Below are 13,878 nucleotides of genomic sequence, written 5' to 3'. Positions count from 1 at the left end.
ATAGAATACGAAGCATTTACTACCTTCCGGGCTCCTGCTCGCTGGTTCTGTATGCTTCGTATTCTTAAGGCTGCCTTCGCTTTACTTATCACCCTTACCCTCACGTGGGTACTGAACACCAAACAAGGCGATGTACCGCCTGTAGCGCGGCTATTGAGCCCCTACCAGGGCTTTTGGCGAAATGGCGAAACGCCCGATGACTTTCCCGAGCAGCAGACCCTAGCGCTGCCCGGTCTGCACCAGCCCGTACGCGTGCGCTTCGATGACCGGCGCGTGCCGCACGTTTTTGCCGAAGACGAGCACGACCTCTACTACACCCAGGGCTACCTCACGGCCCGCGACCGGCTCTGGCAGATGGAGTTCATGACCCGGGTAGCGGCCGGCCGGATTTCGGAAGTAGTGGGACCAAAAGCGCTAGAGTACGACCGGTTTCAGCGCCGCATGGGCCTAGCATACGGCGCCGAAAACTCCCTGCGCGAAATGCTGCGCAACGATACCACCAAGCTGATTCTGGAGTCGTACTCGGCGGGCGTGAATGCCTACATCAGCAGCCTTTCGCCGAAAGACTACCCCTTCGAATACAAGTTCCTCGACTACGCCCCGGAACCCTGGCAACCGCTTAAGTGCGCCCTGCTGCTGAAGCTGATGGCCTGGGACCTGAGCGGCCGCTCCGATGACCTGCGCATGAGCAACATCTTGGCCAAGTACGGGCCCAACGTGGTGCAGGACCTGTTCCCGGATTACCCCAACCGCGAGTACGCCATTGTGCCGCCGGGCACGCCGCGCAACTTCACGCCGGTGCCGGTGCCTCCTACCCCTCCCTCCTTTGCCGCGACCATGTCGGGCAAAGTGCCGGCGCGGGAGCCGGATGCCGAGCTGGGCTCCAACAATTTTGCCGTAGCAGGCAGCCGCTCAGCCTCCGGACTGCCACTGCTGGCCAACGACCCGCATTTGCAGCTTAACCTGCCCAGCATCTGGTACCAGATTCAGTTGCACGCTCCGGGCCAGAACGTGTACGGCGTAACCATTCCGGGGGCGCCGGCTGTCATTATTGGCTTTACTGAAAACGCGGCTTGGGGCGTTACCAACGTGGGCGGCGACGTACTCGACTGGTATCAACTCAAGTTCCGCGACTCAACCAAGCAGGCCTATTGGCACGATGGCCGCTGGAAGCCCGTGCGCCGGGTGGTGGAGCGCATTGCGGTGCGCGGCCTCCCCGACCGGCTCGACACGGTACTCTATACCCACCACGGCCCGATCGTGTACGACCAGAACGAGAAGGTTTTTAACAAGCAGACACCCGTGCGGCACGCCATGCGCTGGACGGCCCACGATGGCGCCAACGAGGTGCTGGCCTTCTACCGCCTCAACCACGCCCGCTCTCACAGCGACTACCGCCGCGCTCTGCGCACGTACGGCTCACCGGCCCAAAACTTTATCTTCGCCGATAACCAGAATGAAATTGCCATTCAGCCCAACGGCCGCTTTCCGCTGAAGTGGCCCGACCAAGGCAAGTTTATTCTGGATGGCACCGACGCGCGCCACGACTGGCAGGGCTGGATTCCGATGGAGCAGAACCCGCACGTGAAAGACCCGGCCCGCGGCTTCGTGTCGTCGGCTAACCAGCCCTCCGCTGGCCTCGACTACCCCTACTACCTGGGCTGGGACTACGCCCCTTCTGACCGCGGCCACCGCATCAATGAGCGCCTAGGCCGTATGCAGGGCGCAACCCCCGACAGCCTGCGGTTGCTGCAGAATGACAACCTAGGCGTGAATGCTCGCCAGATGCTGCCCTGGATGCTGACCACTGCGGCTGGCACCAAGCTTACAGACCGCGCATATCCACCTCTTGCCCCTAGTACTCCGGAAGGCAAAGTACTAGACAAACTCCGGCTCTGGAACTACCAGTACAGCGCCGATGCCGTTGGCGCTACCGTGTTCGAGCTATGGTACAATGACTTGGTGAAGCGCCTGTGGGAAGATGAGTTTGGGGCAGGCACGGGGCTAGAAATGCGCTACCCCAGCCGCGCCCGCACCAATCAACTGCTGCTTCAGGAAGCAGGAACGTCTCCGTGGGTGGATAACCGCAGTACGCCGAAGCGCGAAAACATCCAGGACCTGCTGAGAGCTTCCTTGCACTTCGCCGTCGATTCCTTGACCCGCAAGTTTGGGCCGCTGGGCCCAGAATGGGCGTGGGCCAACCAGAAAAGCACCGACATCAACCACCTGGCCAACCTGCCCGGTTTTGGTCGCCAGGATATTGAGTGCCCCGGCTCGCCCGGCTCCGTGAATGCCACGGGCCCGCGCAACGGCCCCTCATGGCGCATGGTGGTAGCGCTGGGCCCACAGGTGAAGGCGTACGGCATATTCCCCGGCGGGCAAAGTGGCAATCCGGCCTCGGCGTATTATGATGACATGATTGAAAGCTGGCGGTTGGGCAAGCTCGATGAGCTAGTATTTCTGCGGGCCGCCGACGAAAACCACCCGCGCCTGCAAGCCGCCTGGCGGCTGGAGGCGGCTCAGTAACTGATTTTCTTTTCTATTTATCTGTTCTATGATGTACTTATCCCGCGCTGTTCTGGCGGCCTCCTTAGTACTAGGCACCTATTCCGCAGTAGCCCAAAATCCTACCCCCGTCCCGATGCCCACCGTTCCGGGCCCACCTGCGGCCAGCCGCGTGCAGGCCTATACCTATGTGGAGCAAATGCCCGCTTTCCCAGGTGGCAAGGAGGCCCTGCTGGCAACCATCCAACAGAACCTGCGCTACCCCGCCATGGCTCCGCAACGGGGCTTGGAGGGCCGCGCGTTTGTGCAGTACATAGTGCTCCCCGATGGCAGCCTCACCCAGATTGAGGTGATAAAGGGCCTAGGGGCTGGTTACGATGAAGAAGCCATTCGGGTGATGGAAAGCCTGCCCCGCTTCAGCCCGGGCCGGCAGAATGGCCGCGCCGTAGCCGTCATCCAAACTATTCCTATCATTTTCAAAAAGCCCTAATTGCCCACGTATGGCTCGTTTCTGGCTTCTGCTTTTCCTGATTGCCGCCTTGACTTCGGTAGCCCAACTGTTTCTGCCGTGGTGGAGCTTGGTGCCTGTTTGCCTGCTGCTGGCCGCGTGGCGAGGCAGCTCGGCTTGGCTGGCATTTCTGGTCGGACTGTTGGGCACGGGGCTGAGCTGGTGGCTGCCAGCCTTTTGGTTTACCACCCACGGTGCTGAGCGGCTGGCCAGCCGGTTGGCCTCTCTCTTCCCCCTAGGCGGCAATGCCTGGACGTTGGCGTTACTGAGCGGGCTGATAGCTGGGCTGGTAGGTGGGCTGGCGGCTCTTACTGGCTACTGGGCCCGCCAAGCACTAGCCCCTGCCACGGCGCCTACCCCGGTTTCATCGAAAATCTAACCTAGTAAGCAACCACAGAAAAGGCCGCGCATCCAAAGGATGCGCGGCCTTTTCTGTGGTTGCCTCACTCCGACTAATACTGTGAGATAAACGCAAACGCCTGGAGCGTGTAGTTGGCTACCGAGGTAAAGTGGTTACCGCCCTGAATGGGGCGCAGCTGCACTTGGGTGGCGCCGCGGGCCCGCATGGCGTTGTAGGCATCTTCAGAGTTGAAGAATGGCACGTAATCATCGGCGGTGCCATGGAAGAGGGCTAGTGGCGCTACGGGCTTCCAGTCATGCAGGTCGTTGCTGCGGAAGGTGGCGCTCAAGGCTGCGTCGGAGCTAGTAAGCACGGCCTGGCGGAACGGCTCAGCAAAAAGCTGTTGGGGCCGACTAGGCACCGCTCCAAACGGATTGGCTTGCAGCTGCGCCGCATACGGCTCCTTAAAGTACGCCGACAGCGGCCGGTTTAATCCATACACGCTGTTGTATGTCGTCAGGACCCACACGTAAGTGCTCAGGAAATTCAACGACTGCTCCGACTTCATGATATACTGCGCAAAAGCCGTTTTGTGGTAGGCACCGGCCCCGGGTGCACTTGCCGTTACGGGTAACTCGGTGGCGTATTTTTCTTCCAGCAGCTTGTGCAGCGCCATGGTAGCATAGCCGCCTTCAGAATAGCCCAACAGGAAGTTTTTCTGGTTTACGGCCACGTTTTCCTTTTTCAAGAATTCACGGGTTGCCCGCAGCATATCCGCTGAGGCCGTGGCAAGCGAAGGGCCGTGCTCATAGGGGTGTGGCAAGGCCTTAGAGGCGCCGTAGCCAATGTAGTCGGGGGCCGAAACCACGTAGCCCGTAGCTGCCAGCACCGATACTACCGACCATAGCTCGCTCCCGGAGTTGTAGTACGAAGGCGCCCGGTTTTCATCTTCGGGCCGCAGGGTGCCGTGCTGGTAGCTGATAACTGGCAGGGCCTGAGGAGTTACCGGAACCAGCACCGCACCGGAAGCCGTAACGGCCTTTCCATCGGTGTTGGTGGTGGCATAGGTGAGCCGGTACACCTTAATGGGGTAGCGAGCCAGGGCACCCACCAGCGGAATCTCGTTTACCCTGCCGGCCAAGGCAGTTGTGCTGTATTCGCCGATTAGGGTACTGCCCACCAGCACCGCTTTGGGTTCGGGCGCTACGGGTGGGGTAGCAGTAATAGGGGCAGCTGGCTCCGGCGAGTTGCTTTTGCAGCCCGGCGCGGCCGTAAGCAACACGAGCAGGCTCAGCAGCCAAGTGGCAGGTATGCGGGCAGAGGACCGACGCAGATCAGGTAGTTGCACAGAAGACAGAATGAAGGACGTAACCATGTGACGGGCCTAACACCGGAAACGATAGGTCGCGTTCCGCACCCAAGTCGCTCGGCTGCTGGTTCGGGCCGCCTAGTAGGTTCAGGCTATGCATCACCCTAGTAACCGCCGGCACCTCAACCTGGCTACAGTCAGAATATTTTATCATTTTATCTAAGGAATTAGTTGAATAACTAATTTATTAGTTATACATTTATCTTCATCACCCCTACTTCTATGTCTGATTCATCATTTCCCGAACTCACCCGCGCTGAGGAGCAAGTAATGCAGGTGCTTTGGCAGCGCGGCCCTTCCTTCGTGAAGGACGTGGTGCCCGAGCTGCCGGCCCCAACCCCGGCCTATACCACAGTGTCCACCATCATCCGCATCCTGGAGCAAAAAGGCTTCGTCGACCACGAGGCGTTTGGCCGCACCCACCGCTACTTCGCGCTCGTTGGCCAGGATGAGTACCGGAGCTTTTCGCTGCGGAAGCTGCTGGGCGGCTATTTCGGCGGCTCGTTTAGCCGGTTAGTTTCCTTCTTCGCCAAGGAAGAAAACTTGAACACGACACAGCTCGACGAGCTCCTCCGGCACGCCCAGTCATCACCTCCTACCCCACCCACTGATGCTGACCTCCCTACTTCCGACGACCCTTCCCGCCCTGTGTAGCTGGTTGATTCAGAGTACCCTGCTGCTGGGTGCTGGCTGGCTGTTTTACCTTCTGGTACTGCGGCAGGAGCGGTGCTTTCAGTATAACCGGCGCTTTCTGCTGCTGGCACCTTGGTTGGCGCTGGTATTACCTCCGTTGCTAACCCTAACCATCCCCTGGCTTCAGGCAGTGATACTGCCGTTAGGAAGTATATCGGGCAAGGGGGCCTTCCTGAGTGCTCTGCTGCCGGAAGTACAGGTTACAGCCAACGGCACAGTACCTGTGGGCGGGCTGGCTATAGCCGGGGGGTTGCCACTGGTGTATGGGGTAGTAATGCTGGCGCTACTGGCTCGGCTGGGGGCGCAGGTACTGCAGCTCTGGCTTACTACCCGCTCCTGGCCCCGCGAAAGCCGCACGGGGTACACCTTGGTATTCACCGGAGGCCGGCGCCCGGTCAGCTCCTTTGGCCGGTGGGTTTTCTGGGACGAAACCAGCCACCTCACGCCCCCAGAGGCGGAGGCAGTACTGGCCCATGAGGTGGCGCACGTGCGCCAGGGCCACACCCGGGCGCGTCTGCTACTGGAGGTAGCACGGGCACTGCTTTGGGCCTGCCCTGTTGTGCACTTCTTCCCAAGGGCGCTGGAACTAACGCATGAGTTTCTGGCCGATGCCGCTGCGCTGCGCCCTACGGTTAGCGCACCGGAAAAGCCGGCCGAATCTTATGCGGCGCTACTGGCCCGCCTGGCGCTGCGCCAGCTTCATCCTGAGTTACCGCTTACGCATTCCTTTACTAATTCTCTTACCCTTACCCGTATTCGTATGCTTACCTCCCAATCTCCTGTTCGCCGCTGGAAGCAGTGGCTGGCGCTGCCGCTCAGCGTGGTACTACTCGGGCTACTGGCCTGCGAGAAGTCTGCCGAGCTTTCGCCCCCGCCCCCGCCGCCACCCACTCTCATTACTACCAATGATCAGATAGCTCCTCCTCCCCCACCCCAGCTGGTGTATACGTATGTCGAGCAAATGCCTGAGTATGCCGGCGGCCAGGAACAGCTCCTGCGGGATATCGCCAAGCAGGTAACGTATCCGGCCGCTGCCAAAGCAGCTGGCCTTGAGGGCCGCGTATTTGTAAAGTTTATTGTAGCTGAAGATGGCAGCATGCAAGCGGTACAACTCCAAAAGGGTATCGACTACAAAGTGCAGATTACCTACCCGGACCGCACCGGACAACGGCTCACGAATATTATCACGCCCGATGCCCAATCCCTGCATGAAGCTGCCCTCACCGCTGTACGCAACCTACCGGGCAAATGGAAGCCTGGCAGAAAAAATGGCCAGCCCGTTCCCGTTTTCTATACGGTGCCTATTACATTTTCTCTTCAATAATTCCTTCTAGCATAGGAGCTGGTCGAGCCCAACTTCCGAATCATCCTGACCACCACACCGCCCCTCAGCATTGCCTGAGCGGCGGTGTGGTGCTTATGTTCTATTAGATTAAAAACAGGTTAAAACACCGATTTTCTTCCAGTAACCAGAACCAGCTATTCCACTTTTCGTTCGGAAACCCGCTACCTTAGAGGCACCATTCGCTTTCAATTCGTTTTCTTTCAGTGACTTATTTCCGGACTTTCACCCGCTTGGCGGCCCCTGCGCTGGCTTCTTTGGGCCTTGCTTTTACCCTCACTACCCTGCCCGGCTGCGGTTCACGCTCCGCCACCGACACGGAAACCCCGGCTACCCTCGCCGACACCGCCAAGCCAGTAGTAGTTGATACGCTGGCCCTGCAGAAGCAGGCCATGCGCCGCGACTCGCTTAAGGCCGACTCTATTGCCAAGAAAGATGGCCAACTGCCCGGCGCTATTCTGCCTGGCCACCGCATTATTGCCTTTTATGGTAATATCCGCTCCAAGGGCATGGGCATTCTGGGCCGCGAGCCAAAGGAGCAAATGTTCCGCAAGTTTAAGGGCGTGCTGAAAGAGTGGCAGGATGCCGACCCTTCCATTCCGGTGCAGGCTGCGCTGCACAACGTAACCATCACGGCCCAGGGCACGCCTGGCAAAGACGGAAAGTGGCGCCTGATGAACTCCAAAGCTACCATCGAGGAAGTGTTGAGCTGGGCTAAGGAGCACAACTGCATTTTGTTTCTGGATGTGCAGCCAGGGCACAGCACTTTGGAGGCCGAACTGCCCAAGCTGGAGCAGTACCTGAAAGACCCCATTGTGCACCTGGGCATTGACCCAGAGTTTTCGCTTTCCACGATGCCCGGTGTGCGTCCTAACCAGAAAATCGGCACCCTAGATGCTAAGGACGTAAACTTCACGGTGAACTTCCTGGCCCGTATCGTGAGCGAAAACAAGCTGCCGCCCAAAGTTCTGACGGTGCACCGCTTCACGCGGAAGATGATTACCAACTACAAAAACATCAAGCTTGACCCCCGGGTACAGATTGTGATGCACATGGACGGCCACGGCGAGCCTACCCTGAAAAAGGACTCGTACCACGACTACATCCAGACTGAACCGGTGCAGTACACAGGCTTCAAGCTATTCTACGAGTACGATGCACGCCCTAAGCCGCACCACATCATGACCCCCACTGAAATCCTGACGCAGCTTACGCCCAAGCCGTTGTACATCCAGTATCAGTAAGCTGTCTGCGCTAGTTTTATCAGAAAAAGCCCCACCAATCCTGATTGGTGGGGCTTTTTCTGTTCTGGCCTCCCGCCACCGGAGCCCGGGCTGGCAATGAGTTTATGCAATACCGTCTGGTATTCGGCCAGTGTAACTTGTCATTGGCAGGCAAAGCACTCGCATGCAGCGTGTGGTTAGTATCTTTAAAAAAATGGAGGCTAGTGCATTTCGCCCATAGGTGTACTCGGCACGCTTCCTTAGCCTCCTTGGTATGCCCTCTTTCCCACCCCTGTCCGACTATCTGAGCCTGTTTCGGCATCTGCCCGGCAACTTTTTGCTGATTACCCCCGATGCAGACTACACCATTGCGGATAACACCGATGGCCACGCGGCCGTCTCGTTTAAGCACCGTGAGGAGCTAGTAGGGCGCCCTTTGTTTGAGGCGTTTCCGGCAACCAACCCGGAGGCCCACCAGATTATGCTGGCCTCTTTGCGGCAGGTGGAGCAAACCAAGCAGGCGCACACCATGCCCCGCATCCGCTATGATTTGGAGCGGCCCCTGGAGCAAGGAGGCGGCATGCAGGAGCTGTACTGGCAGGCAACGCATTATCCCATTCTCAATGAGCAAGGCGGCCTAGGCTACATTCTGCAGCAAACCGAGGACGTAACGCACCAGCAAGTAACCGAGCAACAGCAGTTGCAGGTGCAGCAGGAGCTAGCCGAAAGTCAGCAGCAAGCCCGCTTTTTGCTTGAGGCCTTGCCCCTTATGATGTGGACCACCCAGCCCGACGGCTCGGCGGACTACCAAAACCCGCGCTGGCTGGAGTTTACGGGCCGGCAACCCAATGATGTAGCGGGCAAGAGCTGGCTGGAAGATATGTATCCGGCCGACCGGGAGCGCGCGCAGGCGGCGTGGGCGCAGGCCCAGGCAAGTGGCCAGCCCTATGAGGCAGAGTACCGGTTGCGCCGCCATGATGGAGAATACCGCTGGATCCTGAGCCGCGGGGTACCGCGCCATAATGAGGCCGGAGAAATAATTGGCTGGGCCGGCACCGGCACCGACATTCACGAGCAGAAGCAAGTACAGCAGCAGCTAGCCGAAAAAGACCGGCAGCTGCACCAGATTTTGCAGCAGATTCCGGCGCATATTGCCACCCTCAGCGGGCCCAACCATGTGTACACCTTCATGAATACACGCAGCGAGCAGCTGTTTGGCGGCACAGTGCAGCTAGGCGTGCCCGCGGTACAGGCCCGGCCAGAGTTTGCCACCAACGGCTATCTGCAGCTGATCAACCATGTGTATGAAACAGCGGTGCCCTTTGAGCTCTCCGAGATGCCCATGGAGCAGCCGCCAGCCCCCGATGGCTCGGTGAGTACGCTGTACTTCGACGGCAGCTTTCAGCCCCTCACGGATGAGCAAGGCCAGACCCAGGGCATTCTGGTGTTCGGGCTTGACGTGACGGAGCGGGTAGTAGCCCGCCAGCGGACCGCCGAGCTGATGGAGGAAATTCGGCAGCAAGATGCGCAGTTTCAGACCCTGGTGGAATCACTACCCCTGCTGATTTCCATAACCGATGCCGAGGGTAACGTACTGTACCTGAATCCGCAACACTACGCCTACACGGGCCAGCCAGCTACCGGCGGGGCCGAAAAATGGAAGGATGCCGTTCACCCAGACGATGTCGAAAATTTTCAGCAGGCGTTTGCCCAGGCCCGGGCGCAGGAAAAACCCTGGTCGATGGAGCTGCGGTTGCGTCGCCACGACGGCCAGTACCGCTGGCAGCTGTTGCATTCCGTTCCGCTGCTGCACCCCAGCAATAACACCATTACACGGTGGTATGGCTCCAGTAGCGATATTCATGATGCCAAGCTATTTCAGCAGCAGCTGGAGCAAAAAGACCAGCAACTACTCCAGATTCTGAGCCAGGTACCTGCCTACATTGCCACCGTAAGCGGGCCCGAGCACCGATTTACCTTCGCTACGCCTAACTACAATACCCTAATGGGCGGGCGCGTGCAGCTAGGCCAGCGGGCAGCCGAGCTATTACCGGAAGTAGCGGCTCAGGGCTTCATTGACCTGCTTGAAACCGTGTACCGCACCAACCAACCGCACATTGGCCACGAGAGTCCTATTCAGCTACTGGACCCAGAAACCGGAGGCACCCGGGAACACTACCTCGATTATGTGTACCAACCGCTCTACGATAATCAGGGCGAAGCGCAGGGCATTTTGGCGTTCGGCATTGATGTAACTCAACAAGTACTGGCCCGGCAGCGGGCCGATAGGCTGGCGGCGGAAGTTCGGCGCAGCGACGAGCGGTTACGACGCATGCTGGATGCGCTGCCCAACATCACCTATATCAATGAGGCCTCCGGCGACGGGCATTATGTAAGTCCGCAGTGGTACGCTTATACAGGCCTGCCGGAGGGCTCCAGCATTGCCCAGCATTGGCGAGACGTCACGCACCCCGATGATTTGGCGCGGGTAGAAAACCACTACCAACAAGCGCGGCAGCAGAAGGGCGGCTGGAGTTTCGAGGTGCGGTTTCGGGGAGTTGATGGCCAGTATCGGTGGTTTCTGAACCAGGCCCAACCCGAGCTGGACGCGGCTGGGCAGCTGCTGCGGTGGTACGGCTCCAACACCGATATCCATACCCAAAAGGAGCTTACGGAAGCCCTGCGCCAGAGCGAGGAATACTTCCGGTTCCTTTCAGAAAGTGTGCCCCAGATTATCTGGACAGCGGAGGCCGATGGCCAGGTAGACTACTTTAACCAGCGGCTGCTGGAGGTAACTGGGTTGCGGCCCGAAGACTGCCTAGGCTTTTCGGCCTGGGCAGCCCTTTTGCACCCCGATGACGAAGCCCGCTCCTTGGCTACCTGGCAGGCGGCTTACCAGAATGGAACTCCCTATGAAATAGAGTACCGCTTTATTTCGCGCACGGGCGGCTACCGCTGGTTTCTGGGCCGGGCCGAGCCACTCCTCAACGAGGATGGCCACGTCATTCGGTGGTTTGGCTCCTGCACGGATATCGACGAGGTAAAGCAGAACCAGCAGCTGATGCAGCTGCAAAACTCGCAGCTCACCCAAATCAATCAGGCCCTTGACAACTTCGTGTACACTGCCTCGCACGATTTAAAGCAGCCGATTACCAACATGGCGGGTATTTTTGAGGAGCTCAAGCGCAACGTTACCTTCCATGACCAAGATGCCGCGCAGCTCATCGGAATGTTCGATGATGCGCTGCAGCAGATTAACGTCACCATCCGCAACCTTTCCGATGTGGTTCAGGTGCAGCGCCAGCACGATCAGCTGCCAGCGGAGCCCATTGAGCTGCTTGCGTTTGCCCAGAACATCATCCTGAGCTTGCAAGACCAGGTGGAGGAACTGCACGCCCACTTGGAGCTAGCCATTGATCCGGTGCTAACCGTGCTGGTAATACGGCCCAACCTCCAGAGCATCTTGTTTAACCTGCTCGGCAACGCACTTAAATACGCCGTGCCGGAACGGCCACCCCATATTCAGGTAACGGCTACCACCGAAGAAAACTGGCTGCTACTCAGTATTCAGGACAACGGCTTGGGTATTGACCTAGACCGCTACGGCCAACAGCTCTTTCAGATGTTTCGGCGATTCCATTACCATGTTGAAGGCTCAGGTATGGGCCTATACCTCGTCAACCGCATTGTGCAGCAGTCGGGCGGACGGTTGGAGGTAGAAAGTGAGGTAGGGCGAGGCACGTTGTTCAGAGTACACCTCCCGCTCCCTATCAGCTAACACACAACAGCCGCTGACCCATTGGCTCAGCGGCTGTTGCAGTAAGTTGAGTGCCTGAAGTAGGCTAGTGCGCCGCGTTCAAATCGACCTTTTCGCCGGGGCGTGCGCGCTGAATTAGGAGAATCAGCGGCAGGCACAGCAGGAAGAAGGCGCCAATCATCAGGAACGTTTGGGCGTACGTAATGATGGACGTTTGCTTCATGATCATGCCGCTCAGAGCCGCGTAAGCCTGCTGCTGCGCATCAAGGAAGCTGGCGCCTTTGCTCATGAAGCTGGCGGTAAGTCCCTGGAGGCGCTGCTGCGTTTCGGGGTCGTAGAGGGAAACATTGGAGGCAATGCCTACCCGGTTCTGGGCAATGGAGCGCTCCAGATAGGTACCCACCAACGCTACCCCAAACGAGCCGCCCAACTGACGAATCATGCCAGTAAGGCCGGCGGCCTGCCCCGCATCTTTGCCGCTAATGCCTGACAGCGACATGGTAGTGATGGGCAAAAACAACAGCGCCAGCCCAAAGCCCCGCAGAATCAGTGGCCAGAAGAAGTCACTCTCACCAGCCGTGGGTGAAATCTGGGTGCTCATCCAGTAGGAGAAGAAAAAGAAGGTAGAGAAGCCTACTGGCAGAATATACTTCTGCGGCACACCGCCCTGAATCATCTTACCTACCACCGGCATCATAAAGCCCGAAAGCAGTGCGCCAGGAAGCAGGATGTAGCCGGTTTGAGCCGCCGAGAAGCCTAGTATACGCTGGCAGAAAATTGGGAAAACGAACACCGAGGCAAACAACCCGAAGCCCAGAATAAACGACAGGAAGGCGCCAATGGCCAGGTTTCGGCTTTTCGTAAGCACCCGCAAATCCACGATGGGCTGCTTGGCCGTAAGCTCGCGCCAGATGAAGCCTACTATTCCTATCACAGCCAAACCCGTGAAGAAGGTGATGTAGAGGCTTTCAAACCACTCTTCGGTTTCGCCCTGCTCCAGCACCAGCTGCAACGAGCCCACCCCCAGAATCAGCAGGAAGATGCCCGCCCAGTCGATTTCTCGAAGCGGCCGCGGAATAGCGTTCCGGATGCGCTCAGGGTCGCGGATAAACAGGATGGTAAAGATGGAGGCTAGTACACCGACAGGCACGTTCACATAGAAAATCCAGGGCCAGTCGTAGTTATCCACAATGTAGCCGCCCAGGGTGGGGCCGATGGTTGGGCCGATGATGACGCCCATGCCAAACAGCGCCTGCCCAAGGGCCAGCTGCTTGGGTGGAAACGTATCAATCAGGATGGCCTGCGAGGTAGCCATGAGGGCACCGCCGCCAATACCCTGAATAAAGCGGAACCCCACCAGTTCCCAAATATTGGTACTCTGGCCGCACAGCATAGAGGCAACGGTGAACAGTATCACCGAGAACAGGTAGTAGTTACGGCGGCCAAACTGCTCAGCCAGGAAGCCCGTCATCGGAATCACAATCACGTTGGCAATGCCATACGAGGCCACAACCCAGCTTACTTCCTGTTGTGTGGCCGAGAGGTTACCCATCATCTGGGTCAGGGCCACGTTTACAATACTGGTATCAATAAGCTCCAGCAAGCAGCACATCACCACCGTAACGACGATGATCCACTTGGTAAATCCGGTTTCCATGAGGTGAAATTGTGAAGCTGTGAAGTTGTGAAATGGCCAGCTTTTGTAGCTTAACAATCCATCTCTACTACACACTATGTTATGGATAACGAGTCGCTGCAATCCTCCACTCAATTATCTTTCAATGAAGACATTCGACTTCGGACTAAGCAGGCCTCGCTACGTATAATTCGGTTATTTCAGCAGTTGCCTCGCACGGGCGAGGCGAGTGTGCTTGGCAAACAACTGTTGCGCTCTGCTACCTCTGTAGCTGCTAATTTTCGGGCCGCCTGCCGGGGCCGTTCCTCAGCGGAGTGGTATTCTAAACTCTGCATTTGTGTGGAGGAAGCTGATGAAGCCCTATTTTGGCTGGAGCTCCTCGGCGACGCTGATATTATAGCCAAGACGCGTTTAGCTGACCTAGAGAAAGAATACAAAGAGATTGTATCAATTCTTGCTTCTGTTCGCAAAAAGGCAAAAGCTAACTTGTGAAAGGTGAAGCTGC

Annotated in this window: 10 protein-coding genes; 8 read left to right on the top strand and 2 right to left on the bottom strand. The window is 58.0% G+C overall.

Features of this window, described 5'->3' with window-relative positions:
* Positions 1 to 51: 51 nt before the first annotated feature.
* From ACYVHC_RS16785 to ACYVHC_RS16775, 3 genes are read left to right on the top strand one after another with little or no spacing between them, the layout of a single operon-like run.
* Positions 52 to 2,526 carry a penicillin acylase family protein gene (locus tag ACYVHC_RS16785; protein WP_460614944.1) on the top strand — a complete coding sequence of 825 codons (2,475 nt, stop codon included), beginning with the start codon at positions 52 to 54 and terminating at the stop codon, positions 2,524 to 2,526.
* A 28-nt stretch (positions 2,527 to 2,554) separates the two neighbouring features.
* The gene (locus ACYVHC_RS16780) at positions 2,555 to 2,995 is read left to right on the top strand and encodes an energy transducer TonB (RefSeq protein ID WP_460614943.1); all 441 of its coding nucleotides are present in this window, start codon (positions 2,555 to 2,557) and stop codon (positions 2,993 to 2,995) included.
* Between the two features lie 10 nt (positions 2,996 to 3,005).
* Positions 3,006 to 3,392, top strand: coding sequence for a hypothetical protein (locus ACYVHC_RS16775; RefSeq protein ID WP_460614942.1), 387 nt, complete (start codon positions 3,006 to 3,008; stop codon positions 3,390 to 3,392).
* A gap of 73 nt (positions 3,393 to 3,465) precedes the next feature.
* Here the strand turns inward: ACYVHC_RS16775 and ACYVHC_RS16770 are convergent, their stop codons facing one another.
* A complete protein-coding gene (locus tag ACYVHC_RS16770) occupies positions 3,466 to 4,728 on the bottom strand; it encodes an alpha/beta hydrolase family protein (RefSeq protein WP_460614941.1) in 1,263 nt (420 codons plus the stop codon).
* Positions 4,729 to 4,944: 216 nt separating this feature from the next.
* Here ACYVHC_RS16770 and ACYVHC_RS16765 point away from each other — a divergent pair, with 216 nt between their 5' ends.
* From ACYVHC_RS16765 to ACYVHC_RS16750, 4 genes are all read left to right on the top strand, one after another.
* Complete coding sequence (locus tag ACYVHC_RS16765; RefSeq protein ID WP_460614940.1) at positions 4,945 to 5,376, top strand: BlaI/MecI/CopY family transcriptional regulator; 432 nt, start codon at positions 4,945 to 4,947, stop codon at positions 5,374 to 5,376.
* Positions 5,333 to 6,739 (top strand): energy transducer TonB, encoded by a 1,407-nt coding sequence (locus ACYVHC_RS16760; RefSeq protein WP_460614939.1) that lies wholly within the window; start codon positions 5,333 to 5,335, stop codon positions 6,737 to 6,739. The genes ACYVHC_RS16765 and ACYVHC_RS16760 overlap by 44 nt, the downstream gene beginning before the upstream one ends.
* 224 nt (positions 6,740 to 6,963) lie before the next feature.
* Positions 6,964 to 8,001 (top strand): hypothetical protein, encoded by a 1,038-nt coding sequence (locus ACYVHC_RS16755; protein ID WP_460614938.1) that lies wholly within the window; start codon positions 6,964 to 6,966, stop codon positions 7,999 to 8,001.
* A gap of 253 nt (positions 8,002 to 8,254) precedes the next feature.
* On the top strand, positions 8,255 to 11,758 hold the full coding sequence (locus ACYVHC_RS16750) for a PAS domain-containing protein (RefSeq protein ID WP_460614937.1): 3,504 nt from the start codon (positions 8,255 to 8,257) through the stop codon (positions 11,756 to 11,758).
* 64 nt (positions 11,759 to 11,822) lie between these two features.
* On the opposite strand, the gene ACYVHC_RS16745 is transcribed toward ACYVHC_RS16750, so the two are convergent.
* On the bottom strand, positions 11,823 to 13,394 hold the full coding sequence (locus ACYVHC_RS16745) for an efflux MFS transporter permease (protein ID WP_460614936.1): 1,572 nt from the start codon (positions 13,392 to 13,394) through the stop codon (positions 11,823 to 11,825).
* Positions 13,395 to 13,475: 81 nt separating this feature from the next.
* Here ACYVHC_RS16745 and ACYVHC_RS16740 point away from each other — a divergent pair, with 81 nt between their 5' ends.
* Positions 13,476 to 13,865 (top strand): four helix bundle protein, encoded by a 390-nt coding sequence (locus ACYVHC_RS16740; RefSeq protein WP_460614935.1) that lies wholly within the window; start codon positions 13,476 to 13,478, stop codon positions 13,863 to 13,865.
* Positions 13,866 to 13,878: the final 13 nt, after the last annotated feature.

The sequence above is a fragment of the Hymenobacter seoulensis genome, from assembly GCF_054780535.1.
This window is presented reverse-complemented; position numbering and strand designations above follow the sequence as displayed.

Coding starts and splice junctions, on each gene's coding strand:
- ACYVHC_RS16785 (WP_460614944.1), top strand. CDS start 52: ATGCTTCGTATTCTTAAGGCTGCCTTCGCTTTACTTATCACCCTTACC.
- ACYVHC_RS16780 (WP_460614943.1), top strand. CDS start 2,555: ATGATGTACTTATCCCGCGCTGTTCTGGCGGCCTCCTTAGTACTAGGC.
- ACYVHC_RS16775 (WP_460614942.1), top strand. CDS start 3,006: ATGGCTCGTTTCTGGCTTCTGCTTTTCCTGATTGCCGCCTTGACTTCG.
- ACYVHC_RS16770 (WP_460614941.1), bottom strand. CDS start 4,728: ATGGTTACGTCCTTCATTCTGTCTTCTGTGCAACTACCTGATCTGCGT.
- ACYVHC_RS16765 (WP_460614940.1), top strand. CDS start 4,945: ATGTCTGATTCATCATTTCCCGAACTCACCCGCGCTGAGGAGCAAGTA.
- ACYVHC_RS16760 (WP_460614939.1), top strand. CDS start 5,333: ATGCTGACCTCCCTACTTCCGACGACCCTTCCCGCCCTGTGTAGCTGG.
- ACYVHC_RS16750 (WP_460614937.1), top strand. CDS start 8,255: ATGCCCTCTTTCCCACCCCTGTCCGACTATCTGAGCCTGTTTCGGCAT.
- ACYVHC_RS16745 (WP_460614936.1), bottom strand. CDS start 13,394: ATGGAAACCGGATTTACCAAGTGGATCATCGTCGTTACGGTGGTGATG.
- ACYVHC_RS16740 (WP_460614935.1), top strand. CDS start 13,476: ATGGATAACGAGTCGCTGCAATCCTCCACTCAATTATCTTTCAATGAA.